The organism is Pseudomonas bohemica (genome assembly GCF_002934685.1).
Lineage (GTDB): Bacteria > Pseudomonadota > Gammaproteobacteria > Pseudomonadales > Pseudomonadaceae > Aquipseudomonas > Aquipseudomonas bohemica.
Map to the genome: position 1 here is coordinate 75962 of NZ_NKHL01000108.1, position 17351 is coordinate 93312.

At 62.1% G+C, this 17351-nt stretch carries 17 protein-coding genes; 5 read left to right on the forward strand and 12 right to left on the reverse strand.

Going from position 1 to position 17351, the window contains the following annotated elements; translation table 11 throughout:
* Window positions 1–37: 37 nt before the first annotated feature.
* The 8 genes from CE491_RS14380 to arsC all read right to left on the reverse strand — a co-directional run bounded on the left by CE491_RS14380 (window position 38) and on the right by arsC (window position 6420).
* Window positions 38–1291 (reverse strand): NAD(P)/FAD-dependent oxidoreductase, encoded by a 1254-nt coding sequence (locus CE491_RS14380; RefSeq protein ID WP_110948988.1) that lies wholly within the window; start codon window positions 1289–1291, stop codon window positions 38–40.
* Window positions 1288–1524 (reverse strand): (2Fe-2S)-binding protein, encoded by a 237-nt coding sequence (locus CE491_RS14385; protein WP_110948989.1) that lies wholly within the window; start codon window positions 1522–1524, stop codon window positions 1288–1290. Before CE491_RS14385 ends, CE491_RS14380 begins: the two co-directional genes overlap by 4 nt.
* Window positions 1517–2650, reverse strand: coding sequence for an NAD(P)/FAD-dependent oxidoreductase (locus CE491_RS14390; protein WP_110948990.1), 1134 nt, complete (start codon window positions 2648–2650; stop codon window positions 1517–1519). Before CE491_RS14390 ends, CE491_RS14385 begins: the two co-directional genes overlap by 8 nt.
* A complete protein-coding gene (locus tag CE491_RS14395) occupies window positions 2647–3597 on the reverse strand; it encodes a 4-hydroxyproline epimerase (RefSeq protein WP_110948991.1) in 951 nt (316 codons plus the stop codon). Before CE491_RS14395 ends, CE491_RS14390 begins: the two co-directional genes overlap by 4 nt.
* A 279-nt stretch (window positions 3598–3876) precedes the next feature.
* Window positions 3877–4560 carry a GntR family transcriptional regulator gene (locus CE491_RS14400; protein ID WP_110948992.1) on the reverse strand — a complete coding sequence of 228 codons (684 nt, stop codon included), beginning with the start codon at window positions 4558–4560 and terminating at the stop codon, window positions 3877–3879.
* Between the two features lie 92 nt (window positions 4561–4652).
* The gene (locus CE491_RS14405; RefSeq protein WP_110948993.1) at window positions 4653–5324 is read right to left on the reverse strand and encodes a DNA-3-methyladenine glycosylase I; all 672 of its coding nucleotides are present in this window, start codon (window positions 5322–5324) and stop codon (window positions 4653–4655) included.
* Between the two features lie 140 nt (window positions 5325–5464).
* A complete protein-coding gene (gene wrbA / locus CE491_RS14410) occupies window positions 5465–6070 on the reverse strand; it encodes an NAD(P)H:quinone oxidoreductase (protein WP_110948994.1) in 606 nt (201 codons plus the stop codon).
* Window positions 6067–6420 (reverse strand): arsenate reductase (glutaredoxin), encoded by a 354-nt coding sequence (gene arsC / locus CE491_RS14415; protein ID WP_110948995.1) that lies wholly within the window; start codon window positions 6418–6420, stop codon window positions 6067–6069. Before arsC ends, wrbA begins: the two co-directional genes overlap by 4 nt.
* 102 nt (window positions 6421–6522) lie before the next feature.
* On the opposite strand from arsC, the gene CE491_RS14420 reads away from it, so the two are divergent.
* Window positions 6523–7002: a TlpA family protein disulfide reductase gene (locus CE491_RS14420; protein ID WP_110948996.1), complete on the forward strand. Its 480-nt coding sequence runs from the start codon at window positions 6523–6525 to the stop codon at window positions 7000–7002.
* Between the two features lie 107 nt (window positions 7003–7109).
* On the opposite strand, the gene CE491_RS14425 is transcribed toward CE491_RS14420, so the two are convergent.
* From CE491_RS14425 to CE491_RS14440, 4 genes are all read right to left on the reverse strand, one after another.
* Complete coding sequence (locus CE491_RS14425) at window positions 7110–7514, reverse strand: META domain-containing protein (RefSeq protein ID WP_110948997.1); 405 nt, start codon at window positions 7512–7514, stop codon at window positions 7110–7112.
* Entirely contained in the window at window positions 7511–7948 is a 438-nt protein-coding gene (locus CE491_RS14430; protein ID WP_110948998.1) for a hypothetical protein, read from the reverse strand. The genes CE491_RS14425 and CE491_RS14430 overlap by 4 nt, the downstream gene beginning before the upstream one ends.
* A gap of 168 nt (window positions 7949–8116) precedes the next feature.
* Window positions 8117–9100, reverse strand: coding sequence for a 2-hydroxyacid dehydrogenase (locus CE491_RS14435; protein ID WP_110948999.1), 984 nt, complete (start codon window positions 9098–9100; stop codon window positions 8117–8119).
* 163 nt (window positions 9101–9263) lie between these two features.
* On the reverse strand, window positions 9264–12017 hold the full coding sequence (locus CE491_RS14440; protein WP_110949058.1) for a response regulator: 2754 nt from the start codon (window positions 12015–12017) through the stop codon (window positions 9264–9266).
* 253 nt (window positions 12018–12270) lie between these two features.
* On the opposite strand from CE491_RS14440, the gene CE491_RS14445 reads away from it, so the two are divergent.
* The 4 genes from CE491_RS14445 (at window position 12271) to rlmD (ending at window position 17276) form a co-directional block, all read left to right on the forward strand.
* Window positions 12271–13002: a response regulator transcription factor gene (locus tag CE491_RS14445; protein ID WP_110949000.1), complete on the forward strand. Its 732-nt coding sequence runs from the start codon at window positions 12271–12273 to the stop codon at window positions 13000–13002.
* A gap of 5 nt (window positions 13003–13007) precedes the next feature.
* Window positions 13008–14387 carry a histidine kinase sensor domain-containing protein gene (locus CE491_RS14450; RefSeq protein WP_110949001.1) on the forward strand — a complete coding sequence of 460 codons (1380 nt, stop codon included), beginning with the start codon at window positions 13008–13010 and terminating at the stop codon, window positions 14385–14387.
* A gap of 631 nt (window positions 14388–15018) precedes the next feature.
* Window positions 15019–15921: a cysteine synthase CysM gene (cysM, locus tag CE491_RS14455; protein ID WP_110949002.1), complete on the forward strand. Its 903-nt coding sequence runs from the start codon at window positions 15019–15021 to the stop codon at window positions 15919–15921.
* On the forward strand, window positions 15921–17276 hold the full coding sequence (rlmD, locus tag CE491_RS14460) for a 23S rRNA (uracil(1939)-C(5))-methyltransferase RlmD (RefSeq protein ID WP_110949003.1): 1356 nt from the start codon (window positions 15921–15923) through the stop codon (window positions 17274–17276). Before cysM ends, rlmD begins: the two co-directional genes overlap by 1 nt.
* The last annotated feature ends 75 nt before the right edge of the window (window positions 17277–17351 follow it).

The window sequence follows — 17351 nt, forward strand, 5'->3', positions numbered from 1 at the left end:
TCACGAGCGGGACGGCCAGGCTGAAGGACTGCGCCGATCATGCGACATCTTCATCCAGACACGCCAGCGTCGCGATTCGCGCAGGACTGAACGGTGGGCGCAGTTGAGGCGGTTCCCAGCCGAGCAGCGTTTGCCCGGCAGTTGCGCAGATGCGTCCCTGACACGCGCCCATCCCGCAGCGGGTGTTAAGTTTGGCGGCGGTCCAGCTGCTGTGATTCGCGAGCTCAGCGTAGGGCACGTCCTCGCAACGGCAGACCAGGGTATCCGGTTTCGCCAGCTTTTTCAGTGCAGGATTGAGGGCGAAGGCGCGATTCAGGCGGTCTGCAAAGTTTTGCCAATGTTTACGTTCAGGCCACAGTTTCCGGGCCTGAGCCCGCTGCCCGAGCGCCGCCAGCCCGGCGATTCGGCCCTCGACCAGCGCCAGTTCGCTGCCACCAAAACCGCTGCATTCGCCTGCTGCGTAATGATCGGCAACGCTGCTGGCTTGCCATTGATCAACGAAGATCGCCCGATGCTCGATGCGGCAACCCAGGGCCGTGGCGATCTCCACATTCGGCACCAGACCGAACCCACAGGCGAGACGATCGCAAGCAATTTCATGGACGCGATCACCCAGTTGTACACGCACCGCTTCCAGCCGATCCACGCCCGATGCCGCCAGCACATGAGCCGACGTGCGATACACGCCGCTGGCTAAATCAAGCGCTTGAATCATCTTGTTCGGCCAACGCCACAGTCCCGCGCCGAACCTGGCAACGTCACCCAATGACGCCTGTTCGGCGATGCGCACGACCTCAGCGCCGTTCTTCTTCGCAGTGGCCGCTGCCGCCAGCAACAAAGGTCCGCTGCCCGCGATCACGATGCGTTCCCCCGCCACCGGCAAGCCACCTTTGATCAACGCCTGCAACGCGCCCGCGCCGGTGACGCCGGGCAAGGACCAGCCGGGGAAGGGCAGCAGCAGCTCCCGCGCACCCGTGCAAACGATGAGTTTGTCGTACGCCAGGACCCAACCCTCTTCAGCGTTTTCCAGCAGCAGGCGTTTGGTCCCGGCGAAGGCGACCACCTTGCTCGCGCTGTGCAACTGAATATTGCCGTGGCGTTGAAGCCGAGCGCGCATCTGACGGGCGGACGCAGACAGCCGAGCCTGCGGACCGTCGCGCCAGATTTGGCCGCCCGGCAGTGGGTTGTCGTCAATGATTGCGATGCTAATTGCGCTGGGCGCCGCGGCCAGCGCTGCCGCCATTCCGGCAGGGCCTGCGCCGATGATCAATAGATCGACATGTTGCGTCATGACCGCGTCTGCACCTGCATGCCCTCGCGGCAGATCGTCTGGCAGGCCAGTCGGCGCAGGCCGTCGATGTTCACCCGGCATTCCTGGCAAATCCCCATGCCGCATAACGGTGCCCGACGTTGGCCGCTGACCGAGGTGCGGCTACAACGGTCGCCGCTGGACATCAACGCTGCGGCGACAGTGGTGCCTTGGGCGAAGCGAAAGGGCTGACCGTCGATGCTCAATTCAGGCATGGGCGCAGGCTCCGATAAAACGTTGTGGCAGATAGGCGTTAAGGTGCGCTTGCAACGCGGTGGGCGGCGGGTTGCGCAACAGTTGAGCGGCGAGCAGCTTCGCGGTGCCGGTGGCCGTGGTCACGCCCAAACCCTCATGACCAACCGCCAGCCACAAACCGGGTTGGGTCGGGTGCTCGCCAATCAGCGGCTGGCCGTCTGGACTTGCAGAGCGAAAGCCGGTCCAGCTGCGAATGCCGTTCAGGCCGCCCAGACCGGGCAGGAACTCCATCGCCCGACGCAGCATCCGCCCCAGCATGGCCGCGTCGACGGCCGGGTCATGATTGTCGAACTGCCGGGACGAGCCGACGAACAATTGCCCGGTCGGACGTTGCTGCACGTTGAACGCCACCGATGGGCCATTGCCTTTGTGGGCGCTGGTGACATAACCCAGCTCGACCAGCGTATGGCTGATCTGCGCCGGGTAGCGGTCGGTGATCAGCAAGTGGCCCTTCTTGGCTTGCAGCGGCAGATCGGCGCACAACTCGCCCGCGTAGATGCCGCTGGCGAGTACCACGGCCGTGGCCTTCAACCATTGGCCACTGGCCAGAAGCACCCGATTGCCCTGGACTTCGACGACCTGCGCCTGCTGCTGATGCACGCGCTCGGGCTGGCGCTGCAACAGCCAGCGCGCCGCATTGGGTGCATAGAGGATGCCGTCGCCGCTGACTTTCAGGGCGCCGAACAGACCGGGACGCAGTGAGGGTTCGCCATGTGCCAGCGCTTCGCCGGTCATCAGTTCGCAGCCAAGCCCGAACGCGCTCAATGCCGAATGCTTGCGCTCGGCCTCGGCCATTTCTTCTTCGTTGCAAGCCAGCCAAAGCGTGCCGTTATTGCGCATCGCGCAGTTGTCAGGCATCTGCGGCGCCAGTTCGCGCCATAACCGTACCGAGTATTCACCCAGCGCCAGCTCGGCCGGGCTGTGGTCCAGCACCACCAGATGGCCCATGCCCGCAGCGGTGGCGGCTGGGCGCTGGCAATCAAGCACCAGTACATCCAGGCCGTGGCTGGTCAGTTCATTCGCGCAGGCCGCGCCGATAATCCCGCCGCCGATGATGATCACATCCGCGGCATGACCCTGGATCACGAACGGATGCCCCAGGCGAACGGATCTTCGTCGTCCAGCAACAAGGTGGCTTCGGCACTGATATAGGCGCGGCCGCGGATGGTGGGCACGATGCGGTCGCCCATCCGACGCTCGCCGTGCTGCCATTGAAAACTGCCTTCGAACTGGCTGCCGATGACGCTGGCCTGATTCCAGATCGCGCCGGGCTCGAGTTTGCCGTCGGCCGCCAGACACGCCAGTTTGGCGCTGGTGCCGGTGCCGCACGGGGACCGGTCGTAGGCTTTGCCGGGACACAGCACGAAGTTGCGGCTGTCGGCCTGATCGTCGTCGGCGAACAGCTCGATGTGGTCGATGATGCCGCCGTCCTCGCCGCGAACCCCTTGGCTCTCCAGCGCCTGACGTACCTTCCAGGTGTAATCGGTGAGGGCATCGAGGTTGTCGCCGGTGACGCTCAGGCCGTGATCGGCAACCAGGAAAAACCAGTTGCCGCCCCAAGCGATGTCGCCGGTCACATTGCCGAGGCCGGGCACATCGACGATGAAGTTCTTGCGGTAGCGATAGGACGGCACGTTGTCGACGCTCACCGAACGGTCGTCGTGCAGCGTCGCCTGGACCGTGCCCACTGGCGTTTCGATGCGATGCACGCCGGGGCCGATCTTGCCCAGATGCGCCAGTGACACCACAAGGCCGATAGTGCCGTGGCCGCACATGCCCAGATAGCCGGTGTTGTTGAAAAAGATCACCCCGGCGCAGGCCCCGGGGTCGACAGGTTTACACAGCAGTGCGCCCACCAGCACGTCGCTGCCACGGGGCTCCAGCACCGTCGCTGCACGCCAGTCATCGAATTCATCGGCCAGCAACCGGCGACGCTCTGCCATGCTGCCGTTGCCGAGGTCGGGAAACCCGTCGAGTACCAGCCGCGTAGGTTCGCCGCCGGTGTGGGAATCGAGGATCTGGATGCGCTTCATGTGTTTATCCCAAGTTGTAGAAGATTGCCCAGTTCAACCGGCTGACGCCGGACCCTGTGGGAGTGAGCTTGCTCACTAGGGGGCGGTAAATTCACAACAATTTCAGCGCCTGAAACTCAGCCTTCGTGAGCAAGCTCACGCCCTCAGCTGATGGGCCGGGCGCTGGATTCATGTCGGTTGCGTCGCGATAAGAACCGGGTTCAGATTGGCGGGAATCCAGGGCGCAGTCTTGACCGATTTCATCCAGGGTAATGACGAAATCGGCACAGTCGCAGAGGATCAGATTTCGCTGATGGCCGCATTGGGCAGGTGGGCATAGAGCGCGCGGCAGACACCGATGATGTGGTGTTCGATCAGTTCGGCGGCTTTGTCCACGTCACGATCGGCACAGGCCTTGAGGATTTCTCGGTGTTCCTGGTCGGCCCTTTCCTTGCCCTCTTCGAAGCTCATCTGCACCCGCAGGTAACGTTCGACCTTGTCGTGGATCGAGCGAATCATGTTCAGCAGAAACGGCCGTTGGGCCGCTTCATAGAGGCAGGTATGGAAGGCCCAGTTCAGTTCGGCCCATCGCCCGATATCGTCATCGCCAACGAACTCGTCGCAGATGGCGCTGGCCTGATCGATCTGTGCCTGGGTCAGCCTTGGCACGGCCAGACGAATCGCCTGAACCTCCAGCAGCACCCGCACCTCGAAGATCTGCGCCAGTTCCGGCTCGGAAATCCGCGTCACCACCGCGCCCTTGTTGCGCTGGAACTGCACCAGGCCTTCGGCTTCGAGCCTTTTCAGCGCTTCCCTGACCGGAATCTTGCTGACATTGAAGACGCGGGCGATGTCGTCCTGACGGATCGGCTCGTCTTCGGCGAACTGGCCGGAAATGATCGACTCGCGCAGATGTTTGGCGATGACCTCGGACGCAGAGGGCGCGACACCGAGGTTGGGAGCGTCAGGAAGAAGGAAAGGCACGCGAGCGACTCAGGCAGTGGACGAATGCCGGATATTGTATACGACCTCCGATTCGTTACACCTGATGTGCCGTGCTGGCGTGAGAAAAAAGATCAGTGGTTGACCGTGAACGACAGCATCATCGACAGCTGGCACATCGGGCGGCCGCTTTGGGCGTGCCATTGGTTGAACGCCGCCTGCACCGCCGCCTGATCGCGCTGGCTGCTGGGCACTTTGTCGACGATGTTCTGAGCGTTGAGCGCGGCCACGACGTCGTAGCTCGGGATGAACGTGTCCTTACCCACCATGCGCAGGAAACGCGGGGCCGACAGCCCTCCCATCTGGTTGCCGTGTTTGAACAGGTAACGCCACAGACCGACGATATCGGTCACCGGCCAATCGGCGATGAAGTTGCCGAAGCTGCCGTGCTCCTGAGCGATGTCGAGAATCAACTGTGCATTGCGCGGCACACTCTTGAGCTTGCCGAGATGGCGAATGATCCGCGCGTCCTGCATCAGCCGCTCAAGATGATCGGCACCCATCAGCACGACCTTTTCCGGATCGAAACCAAAGAACACCTGCTCGAAAGCCGGCCATTTGGCATCCACCAGGCTGTGCTTCAGACCCGCACGAAACACTCGCAGGGCCATGGTCGACAGGTAGCGATCATCGCTAAGGGCCCTGAGTTTTTTCGGCGTGGCGGGAGTCGGCAGATGCGCTTCGAGCGCGGCGGCGGAACCAAAGCGATTGAGGCAGTATTCATTGAGCCATTTGTAGTCTTGCATGCCCTCTCCAAGAAAATTCATATGCGCTGCGAGATCTGCGGGCCTGCCCTGACTGGCGACGCGACCTTCGTGACTGGGACAGATGCCTGATCCGATACCGGGTGCACCGGCAAGCAGGCCTGCCCCATCCCTTGGGCTTCTCAGACCCGCGCAGGTTCAAGCAGCAGGGCCGTTTTCGCCAGGCGCTGGCCCAGCGCGCGGCACAGAGTGGTCTCATGTTGATCCAGCGGGCGCTTGCCATCGGCGCCGGCGTGGTGACTGGCGCCATAAGGCGTGCCGCCGCCGGTGGTCTCGATCAGCGCCGCTTCGCTGTAGGGCAGGCCGGTGACCAGCATGCCGTGGTGCAGCAGTGGCAGCAGCATCGACATCAACGTGGTTTCCTGTCCGCCATGCAGGCTGGCGGTGGAGGTGAACACGCTGGCAGGCTTGCCGACCAGCGCACCGGTCAACCACAGGTTGCTGGTGCCGTCGAGGAAATACTTGAGCGGCGCCGCCATGTTGCCAAAGCGCGTCGGACTGCCCAGTGCCAGCCCCGCACAATTCTTCAGGTCATCGAGAGTCGCGTACAGGGCGCCGGTTTGCGGAATGCTCGGTGCCACGGCTTCGCATTCGGTGGAAATCGCCGGCACCGTGCGCAGGCGCGCTTCCATGCCGCCCATCTCGATGCCGCGCGCGATCTGCCGGGCCATTTCGCCGGTCGAGCCGTTACGGCTGTAGTACAGAACCAGAATGTACGGCGCGCTCAAGGCAGTATCTCCAGAATCTTCTCAGGCGGCCGACCGATCACGGCCTTGTCGCCCACGATCAGGATCGGGCGTTCGATCAGTTTCGGGTGCGCGGCCATGGCGGCGATCAGCGCCTCATCGTCCAGGCTGTCGTCGGCAAGGTGCAGGGTCTTGTATTCGTCTTCGCCCGTGCGCAGCAGTTGACGTGCGCCGATGCCGAGCTTGCCGAGCAGGTCGCGCAGCTGGGCGGCATTCGGCGGGGTTTCCAGATAGCGAACGATGGTCGGGGTCAGGCCGCGTTCCTCGAGCAATTCCAGCGCGCCACGTGACTTGGAGCAGCGCGGGTTGTGATAAAGCGTCAGATCGGTCATTTGCGGGTCGCATCTTTCGTGAAGTGGCGGGTATTCTACAGGCGTCTCGATAAAGACCAAACTAAGGTCCGCATCGCGTTTTCAATGAAAGGAACAAGCATCATGGCAAGGCATCTGGCAGCAGCGGTAGCGCTTATCGGGAGTGTGTTGCTCAGCGGCTGCGGGGTCGATCTGGGGACTGATCAGAACGGTCAGAAGATCGCCAGCGACCGGATCGACAATCATTGGCTGGTGGTCAACTACTGGGCCGAATGGTGCGGCCCGTGCCGTACGGAAATCCCGGAGCTGAACAAATTGTCCGAGCAGATGAACGGGCAGATGAACGGGCAGAAAGTCAGCGTATTCGGGGTCAACTTCGACAATTTGCAGGGTGAAGACCTGAAAGCCGCCAGCAACGCGCTGGGGATCAAGTTCACCGTGCTGGCCCAGGATCCAGCCGATCAATACGATTTGCCCAAGAGCGAGGCCTTGCCGGTGACGTACATCATCGATGACAAAGGCAAGGTGCGCGAACAGTTGATGGGCGAGCAGACCGCGGCCGGTGTGGCGCAGAAACTGGCGGAGTTGAAGGGCAAAGGATGATTCTCGGTCCTCTTTTGCAGAAGCGCGCTTGCCCGCGACCGCAATCTGTTCGTGACCTGTTCGTCATCTGATACACCGCAATCGCGGGCAAGCGTGTTCCTACGAACTCAACCTTCCTCCAGCCAGAACCTCAGCGGCAATCCATCTGCCCGCCACAACTGCAACTGCTCGACCTCGGACACATCCCAGTGCTGAACCTTGCCCAGGGCTCCAAGGAACCGGTGCTCCTGTTCCATCAGCGCCGGCGCGCAAAGTTTGCGGGTGCTGCCCACCGGGCCGAAGCTCAACGCGTCACCCTCCAGCCGATACGCCGCGAACCAGTGATTGCAACCCGCGTTGCCATAGGCGCGGCCGTCCTTGCCCAGGGTCATGGTCAGGTGGCTGTTGTCGATCAGCGGACGCTCACCGATCCATTCCAGCACGTAGCCATGATCGCGCTTGAGCGCCTCGGTATCGGTCGCACAACCTGCCAGCAGCGTGACGGCGAACAGCGTCAGCAACAGCGCTTTCATGCGGCATTCTTGGCACAGGCCGGGCACAGATGGTTGTCACCGACGGTCTTCCAGCCAAGCTCGGCAATGCGCGCGGTGGCGGCAGGCTTGAGGGCTTTCTTGCCCTCCTTGGCGTCCACCATGAACTCGATGTCCTGTTCCTTGCCACAGCCGTTGCAATTGACCTTCCACTGGTGAATCGCAAGCTCGGTGAACGCCGGACCATTGGCTACCGCGACCCATTGGCCGGGCGGGTTGATCAGGTGTCGCACCTTTTCCACATTCAGGCGCATGTACAGGTCTTTGCTGCCTTTGACGGTGACGAGCAGGACGTCGTCGTGCTTGATCGAGCCGCCGTTGCCGGTCACTTGATAGCGACCGACTGCCAGGCTGCGGCATTCGATCAGGGTGTGGTGCGGGGTGAGCATGCTGTAGCGAAAATCGTGTTCGGCCATGGGGGTCTCCAAATTTGCGCGCATGCTAACACTTTAGAGGATGGATTCCCGATGCCGGTGGGCGCAGAACGCTTCCCGTTGCAGGAGCGCGCTTGCCCGCGATCGAGTTGTGTCAGGCACCGAAAATCTGCCTGATTGCACGCTATCGCGAGCAAGGCTTACAGATGGTCATACGGTGTTGTGCGGTGTGCCCGCCGCCCAACTCGCGATGTTCTCCAGCGTCGTCTGAGCAATCGCTCCCAGCGCCTCTTTGGTCAGGAAAGCCTGATGCGCAGTGATCACCACATTCGGAAAGGTCAGCAACCGCGCCAGGACGTCATCCTGCAGCGGCAGGTCCGAGCGGTCTTCGAAGAACAGTTGCGCTTCTTCTTCATACACATCCAGCCCCAGATAACCCAACTGGCCGCTTTTCAGCGCCTCGATCAGCGCCGGGGTGTCGACCAGCGCACCGCGTCCGGTGTTGATCAGCATCGCGCCGCGTTGCATGCGTGACAGCGAATCCTGGTCGATCAGGTGCCGGGTGTGCTCGTTGAGCGGGCAGTGCAGGCTGATGATCTGCGCTTCGGACAGCAATTGATCCAGCGGCAGATAGCGGGCGCCGAGGGCTTCCACCTGCGGGTTGGGATAGGGGTCGTACGCGAGCAGCTTGCAACCGAAGCCAGCCATGATCCGCGCGAACGTAGCGCCAATCTGTCCGGTGCCGACTACCCCGACGGTCTTGCCCACCAGATCGAAACCGGTCAGGCCATGCAAGGTGAAATCGCCGTCGCGGGTACGATTATAGGCGCGATGCAGATGGCGATTGAGTAAGAGGATCAGCGCCACCGCGTGCTCGGCCACTGCATGAGGGGAGTAGGCGGGGACTCGAACCACACTGATGCCCAGGCGTTTTGCGGCCGGCAGGTCAACGTGGTTGAAACCGGCGGAGCGCAGGGCGATCAGCTGGGTGCCGCCTGCGGCCAGGCGTTCGAGGACCGGCGCGCTGAGGTCGTCGTTGATGAAAGCGCAGACCACGGGGTAGCCGTCGGCCAGCTTCACGGTGTCGAGCGTCAACCGCGCGGGCTGGAAATGCAGCTCGATGTCCGGCGTGGCTTGGGCTGCGAGAAAGCTGTCGCGGTCGTAGTTCTGGCTGCTGTAGAGGAGGGTGCGCATGGTTGTTCCTTTATATAGATCTCACGCCGCAAACATGACCACCGTAGGCGCACGCATGCCCGCGAAAAAGCCGGTGTATCCAATGTAACTGTGTCGGGCCCACCGTTGAATCGCGGGCAAGCGCGCTCCTTACACGTTTTGTGGTGGCCGGAGCCCTTGGACGTTACGCACTCACCCGCGCCTCGATCTCCAGCCGGGCAATCGCCTTCTCAAGGTCATCCAGCGCCTTGTCGCTTTCCGGGGAATCCTGTTTGAGCAGGGTTTCGCTGCGCTGGCAGGCGGCGCGCAGTTGCGGTACGCCGCAGTAGCGGGTCGCCCCGTGCAGGCGGTGGACGCGCTCGATCAACGCCACATGGTCGCCGGTCTCGCGGGCGGTGCGGATGGCTTCGCGGTCGGTGTCCAGCGAGGCCAGCAGCATGGCCAGCATATCGGCCGCCAGATCGGCCTTGCCCGCGGCCAGGCGCAAGCCTTCTTCATGATCCAGCACTTGCAGATTGACGCCGCCGTGGCTGATTTCGTGGTGCCGCTCCGGCGCCTGATTGCGCAACGCAAGGCCGGTCCATTTCAGCACCACCTGGGCCAACTGCCGTTCGCTGATCGGCTTGGTCAGGTAGTCATCCATACCGCTTTGCAACAGCGCACGTTTTTCGTTGGCCATGGCGTGAGCGGTGAGGGCGACGATCGGCAGCGACGTGGCCTGACGCTCGGTTTCCCAGCTGCGAATCGCCTCGGTAGCCTGACGCCCGTCCATTCCCGGCATCTGCACGTCCATCAGCACCAGGTCGAACGTCTCGTCCTGCACCGCTTGAACTGCCGCATAACCGCTGTCCACGGCCAGCACCTTGGCGCCCATGTCTTCGAGCAATGTCTGCACCAGCAACAGGTTGGCGGGGTTGTCGTCCACACACAGAATGCGTGGCGGGCGGCTGGACACGGGCTCGGGCACTTCGTTGCGCAACTGCTTGGGGTTGATCAGCTCCGACAGCGCGCGGCGCAGTTTGCGCGTACACGCAGGCTTGGCCTGGAGCTGACAATAGGGATCCGGCACTGACGCCTGATACAGGGCCTGCTCGGTGGTCGGACACAGCACCAGCACCTTGCAGCCCAGGTTTTCCAGATCCCAGATCTGCTGACGCAGACGCTCGGGAGGCAGTTCGTGGGCCGTCACCCCAAGTACCGCCATCTCGATGGCATGGGGCGTTTGATGCACCACGGTCACGCCATTGATGAGGTTTTCCAGATTATTGAAGACCATCGGCTGCAAGCCGCAGTCTTCCAGCTGGTGTTCCAGCGCCTGACGCGTCAGGTCGTGATGCTCCAGCACCGCCGCACGACGGCCCATCAACGGCGGCGCAGGCAGGTCTTCCAGATCGTCGCGGGTTTTCGGCAGGGTCAGGCTGATCCAGAATTCCGAACCTTCACCGGGCGTACTTTCCACGCCGATCTCGCCGCCCATTTGTTCGATCAGGCGCTTGGAAATCACCAGTCCCAGACCCGTACCGCCTGAATGCCGCGACAGCGAGTTGTCCGCCTGACTGAACGCCTGGAACAGCGCGCGCACATCCTGACTCGACAGGCCGATGCCGGTGTCCTGCACGCTGATGCGCAACTGAACCTTGTCGTCCTGTTCGTCTTCGAGCATGGCCCGGGCGACGATTGTGCCTTCCCGAGTGAACTTGATGGCGTTGCTCACCAGGTTGGTCAGGATCTGCTTGAGCCGTAGCGGATCGCCCAGCAGCGACAACGGCGTGTCCCGATACACCAGACTCACCAACTCCAACTGCTTGGCGTGGGCGGCGGGGGCGAGGATGGTCAGGGTGTCCTGCAGCAGGTCGCGCAGATTGAACGGAATGGCGTCGAGCACCAGTTTGCCGGCTTCGATCTTCGAGAAGTCGAGGATCTCGTTGATAATGCTCAGCAGGTTGTCGGCAGACTTTTCGATGGTGCCCAGATAGTCGTACTGCCGGGGTGTCAGTTCGCTTTTTTGCAGCAAATGGGTGAAGCCGAGAATGCCGTTGAGCGGCGTGCGAATTTCGTGGCTCATGTTGGCCAGGAATTCGGACTTGATGCGGCTGGCCTCCAGAGCCTCCTTGCGCGCCATGTCCAGCTCGATGTTCTGGATCTCGATGGTTTCCAGGTTCTGTCGTACGTCTTCGGTCGCCTGCTCGATGCTGTGCTGCAGCTCTTCCTGAGCGTTCTGCAGGGTCGCGGCCATGCGGTTGATACCCGAACCCAGTTCGTCCAGATCGTTGCTGCCCATCGGCGGCAGTCGCGCCTCCAGATTGCCGTCTTTCAACTGCGCGACCACGTGTTTGATCTGGGCGATCGGCCCGTTGATGGTGCGGCTCATGCGCAACGCCAGCATCGCGGTCAGGCCCAACCCGGCGATGATCAGCAGCAGGCTGACGAACAGGCTACGATAACCGCGCAGCAATGTGCCGCTGTGGGACAGTTCCAGTTCGACCCAGCCCAGCAGGCGGTCGGCTTCATCGGGGATGACCTCGCCGGTCAGGTGCCGGTTGCGGCCAAACACCGGCATCAGGTAGCGCGTTGCATCGTTATCGGAGCGCTGCAACATGTGCGTGCTGTTACCAATCGGCGTCTGATTGATCATGGTCGGGCCGGCATGAGCCAGCAGGATGCGGTCGGCGTCGAGAAACGACACCGCACGCACGTCGGCCTGTTCCAGCACCTGGCCGGCGATGCGCTCCAGCATGGCCTCGTCGCGATTGGCCAGCGCCGCGGCGGATAACGGCGCCAGCTCGTTGGCGATCATCTCGCCACGCTTGAGCAGTTGGGTCTGCAGTTCCGAGAGCTGCATCCAGGTGAAGTAGCCGCCCAGCAACCCCGCCATCAGGCAGGTCGGCAGTAGTGTCAGCAGCAATACGCGGCCTTTGATGCCCAGTTTGTTCAGCACACTTTGTTCTCCGGCAATCTCGGTCACGCACGCGGGTTTGCAACGTAAATGCAGCAAGACCTGCGCCATGGTTGCCTTGCTCTTCGTGGGACAGCCCTTGGGTAATCTGCGCAGTGTAGCCACTTGCGCAAGGGTAATCCCGGCTAAATGGGCGATCAGCGAACGCTCCCACATTGTTCTCAGATCCGCCGCCATTGCCTAAGGTCCGGCAATCTTGAATAATCGCGGTCTTGAGAATAGGTCGCAGACGCCAATGAATCCCGCAATCATTCATCGCCCAAGCATACTTGCGATCGAGGATGACCCCGTGCTGGGTGCGTTCGTCCACGACCAACTGGACCGTTGCGGCTTTCACGTCACCTGGTGCCAGAACGGCGCAGAAGGTCTCGCACGCGCGCAGCAACAGCCCTTCGACGTGGTGCTGATGGACATCCTGCTGCCCGGCATGAATGGCCTGGACATTCTCACCCACCTGCGTCGTCGGCATGCGATGCCCATCATTCTGATGTCGGCGCTGGGTGCCGAGGCTGATCGCATCACCGGTTTTCGCAACGGTGCCGATGACTACCTGCCCAAACCCTTCAGTGTCGATGAGCTGCGGGTGCGCATCGAGGCCATTCTGCGGCGTGTGGAACTGGAGCGGCGGTTCAATACCACTGTGCAAACGCCGATTGCTCCCAGTGTTGACGAGCTGACTTTCGACGAGACCGTTTGCGACGTCACCTTCGGTCGCAAGGCCGCGCAACTGACCCGCAGCGAGTACCGGCTGCTGGAAACCCTTTGGCGCAACCCCGAAGATGTCCTGAGCAAACCCTTCCTTTATCAGCACGTGTTGCAGCGTGGCTATTCCCAGCATGATCGCAGCCTGGACATGCACATCAGCCAGATCCGCCGCAAACTCAAGGCCATTGGCTATGAGGCGCATGAGGTGCGCACGGTGTGGGGCAAGGGCTATGTGCTGACGGCAGCGGAAGTGGATGTCTGATCTGCATGCGTGAACCACGCTCCCGTCTGCCGGGCAGGCACTCGCTGTTTTGGAAACTGGCTTTTCTACTGGTGGGCTTCTGTTTGCTGATGATCTGGCTCAGTTGGTACTGGGGCCGGTACATCGAAACGCAGAATGCCTTTCTGTCGCCGGACGCCCGGCATGTGCTCAACAGCTACGCCGCCGAGGCCGAGCAGGCCTGGAGCGTTGGACGCCAGAAAGGGGTCGATGCCTGGCTGCTGGAAGTCCGCCGTCACGAGAAGGGCTGGGTTGGCGTCATTGGCAACGACCTGCAATCGCTGAGCAGCGTGCCGCTGGACGATCAGCAGGTGCAGCGGCTGACGTTCATGCGCGGCGTCGACTGGCCCATGAGCCGGCGGCAGAAAACCGTGCCGTGGCTGAAGATCCCTTTCCCTGACCAACCGAGGGCCGGCAGCCTGATCATCGAACTGCCCGAGCGCTTCAAACCGGGGCACTACGCCTTTATCTGGCAGATGCTGACCAATGTACTGATACCGGCGCTGTTCACCTTGCTGCTCTGTATCGGGCTGTACCGGCTGCTCATTCGTCCACTCAACCAGTTGCGCGAGCAGGCCAACGCCTGGCGTGCCGATCGTCTGTCCAATCGGCTCTCATCGCAGATGACCTCGCGCCAGGATGAGCTGGGCGAGCTCAATCGCGCCTTCGACCATATGGCAGCGCGCTTGCAATCGACTGTGCAGATCCAGCAGCAACTGTTGCGCGATCTGTCCCACGAACTGCGTACGCCCCTGAGTCGGCTGCGGGTGGCCTGCGACAGCGAGCAGAGCCTGCCGGATCTGCGCGAGCGCTTGAGCCGTGAAGTGGAGGGCATGCGACGGCTGGTAGACGACACGCTGCATCTGGCCTGGCTCGATGCCGAGCGGGAAAAGTTGCCTGATGAAGACATCCAGGTGCTGGCGCTGTGGGACATGCTGGTGGACAACGCCTCGTTCGAAAGCTGCTGGCCAACCCGGCAGTTCGTTTGCGACCTGGACAGTGAGTGCTGGGTGCGTGGCCACCTGAACACGCTGGCGCAGGCGCTGGAAAACATTTTGCGCAATGCGATTCGTCACTCACCCCCCGAAGGCATCCTGCGCCTGGGTGGGCGGCGCGACGGTGAGGACTGGCTGCTGTGGCTGGAGGATCAGGGCGGTGGCGTCGATGACAGCGACCTGGAACGCATCTTCGCCCCCTTCATCCGCCTCGACGGCGCCCGGCCCGGTGACGGCGGATTCGGCCTGGGCCTGAGCATCGCCCGCAATTCGTTGCGCTTGCAGGGCGGCGACATGTGGGCCGAGAACACCCATCACGGGCTGCGGATGATCATGCGATTGCCTGCGCGAGAGGTGGAAGCGGTGGTCTGATCGGCAGAACCTCGCATACAACTCCGCCTCTTCGGCCTGGCGCGATACCGGTAGGAGTGAGCTTGCTCAAGAAGGCGTTGGGGCAGACGCTGCAGACATACCGGTTTTGCAGACCTCTTCGCCAGCAAGCGCGCTCCTACAGAAGCGTTTAGGCCTGGCGCGATACCTGTAGGAGTGAGCTTGCTCACGAAGGCGTTGGGGCACACGCTGCAGACATACCGGTTTTGCAGACCTCTTCGCCGGCAAGCGCGCTCCTTTAGAAGCGTTTGGGCCTGGCGCGATACCTGTAGGAGTGAGCTTGCTCACGAAGGCGTTGGGACAGACTCTGCAGACCTGCCGGTTTTGCAGGCCTCTTCGCCAGCAAGCGCGCTCCTACAGAAGCGTTTAGGCCTGGCGCGATACCTGTAGGAGTGAGCTTGCTCACGAAGGCGTTGGGGCACACGCTGCAGACATACCGATTTTGCAGACCTCTTCGCCGGCAAGCGCGCCTACACATTATTCAACTGATTTCAAAGAGCGGTAGATCCCGCTTATTCCTTTTCGCCATATCGAACTCACTTTGCGTGATATGGGCTTGGGACGATTGCCGGTATGATAGGCGACCCCCGCATGTCTGGATCGCGAACACGCCATGACCCTGCAGTATCAAACCATCGCCGATTGCGTCGGCAACACCCCGCTGGTGCGTTTGCAACGCATGGCCGGGAACACCAGCAACACGTTGCTGCTCAAGCTCGAAGGCAATAACCCGGCCGGTTCCGTGAAGGACCGTCCGGCGCTGTCGATGATCACCCGGGCCGAGTTGCGCGGTCAGATCCACCAGGGCGACACCCTGATCGAAGCGACCTCCGGCAACACCGGCATCGCTCTGGCCATGGCCGCGGCGATCAAGGGCTATCGCATGATCCTGATCATGCCCGACAACTCCAGTGCCGAGCGCAAGGCCGCCATGACCGCTTATGGCGCCGAACTGATCCTGGTCAGCAAGGAGGAGGGCATGGAAGGCGCTCGCGATCTGGCCGAGCGCATGCAGGCCGAAGGACGTGGCAAGGTGCTGGATCAGTTCGCCAACGGCGACAATCCTGAAGCGCATTACGTCGGCACCGGCCCGGAAATCTGGCGGCAGACCGACGGTACCATCACCCATTTCATCAGCTCCATGGGTACCACCGGCACCATCATGGGCACCTCGCGTTACCTCAAGGAACAGAATCCGCAGATCCAGATCGTCGGCCTGCAACCCATGGATGGCTCGGCGATTCCGGGTATCCGCCGTTGGCCCCATGAATACCTGCCGAAGATCTATCAGGCCGACCGCGTCGATCGCATCATGGACATGGCCCAGAGCGAAGCCGAGGACGTCATGCGTCGTCTGGCACGCGAAGAGGGCATCTTCTGTGGTGTGTCCTCGGGTGGCGCCGTGGCGGGCATGCTGCGCCTGTCTCGGGAAGTGGAGAATGCGGTCATGGTCGCGATCATTTGTGACCGTGGCGACCGTTATCTGTCGACCGGCGTCTACGATGCGCCCAACTGATGGCCAAACGTGAAACAGGCCTGCGTTTCCAGCCCAGCGGCGGCACCCGGACAACGCAGGTCCCGACCGGTAAAAAGCAACGTTTGAGCATCGAGCGACTGGCCAACGACGGTCGCGGAATCGGCTTTGTGGAAGGTCGCACCTGGTTCGTCGCCGGCAGTCTGGCGGGCGAAGAGGTCGAAGCGCGGGTGCTTGGCGCCCACGGCAAGGTGGTTGAAGCACGCACCGAGCGAATATTTCAGGCCAGCCCCCTGCGCCGCCCGGCACCCTGCAAGCATTTCGGTCGTTGCGGTGGTTGCAGCGTGCAGCAGATGCCCCGCGACGAGCAACTTGCGCTGAAACAGCGCATGCTGGCCGAGCAGTTGAGCCGCATCGCCGGTGTAGAACCCGAGGAGTGGGCCGCGCCCCTGACCGGTGACGAATACGCCTACCGTCGACGGGCACGCATCGCCGTTCGCTGGGATGCCAAAGGCAAACGGCTGGAGGTGGGTTTTCGGGCAGCGTCGAGTCAAGACATTATCGCCATCGAGCAATGCCCGGTGCTGGTACAGGCTTTGCAACCGATCATGACCGCGTTACCGGCCATGCTCGGAACCTTGAGCAAACCGCAGGCGCTGGGGCATGTGGAGTTGTTCAGCGGTTCGGCCAATGCCGTTCTGCTGCGCCACACCGCGCCGCTGGCTGACGAGGATCTGGCCATCCTCGAGGCCTTCTGCGCAACCCATGACGCGCAACTCTGGTTGCATGGCGAGGGTGAACCGCAGCCAGCGGACGCTTCTGCGCAGCTGGGCTATCACCTGGATCCCTGGAATCTGGAATTGGCGTATCGCCCCGGCGACTTCGTGCAGGTCAACGCCCAGGTCAACACGGCGATGATCGCGCAGGCACTTTCGTGGCTTGCACCCCGTTCGGATGAACGAGTACTGGACTTGTTCTGCGGGCTTGGTAACTTCGCTCTACCGCTGGCGCAAATCACGCGCGAGGTGGTGGCAGTGGAGGGCGTCGAGACCATGGTTCGACGGGCCGCCGGCAACGCGGTGAGCAATGATTTGCATAATGTGCAGTTTTATCAGGCGGATCTGTCACAGCCGCTGGACAAGGCGTCATGGGTGGCGGAAGGTTTCCGCGCAGTACTGCTCGATCCTCCGCGTGACGGGGCGTTCGAAGTGGTCGGCAAACTCAGGAAACTGGGCGCCGAACGATTGGTGTATGTGTCGTGCAACCCGGCAACTTTGGCGCGCGACACGGTCGAATTGATCAGGCAGGGCTACCGATTAAAACGTGCCGGAATTCTCGATATGTTCCCGCAGACAGCACATGTCGAGGCGATGGCGTTATTTGAAGCGAGTAAGTGAGGCAGCCGGTTCAAGGAGTTGAATCGGTGCCTCACACGGAGTCTCGTTTAATCCGACTGGCCCGCGCATGCGAGA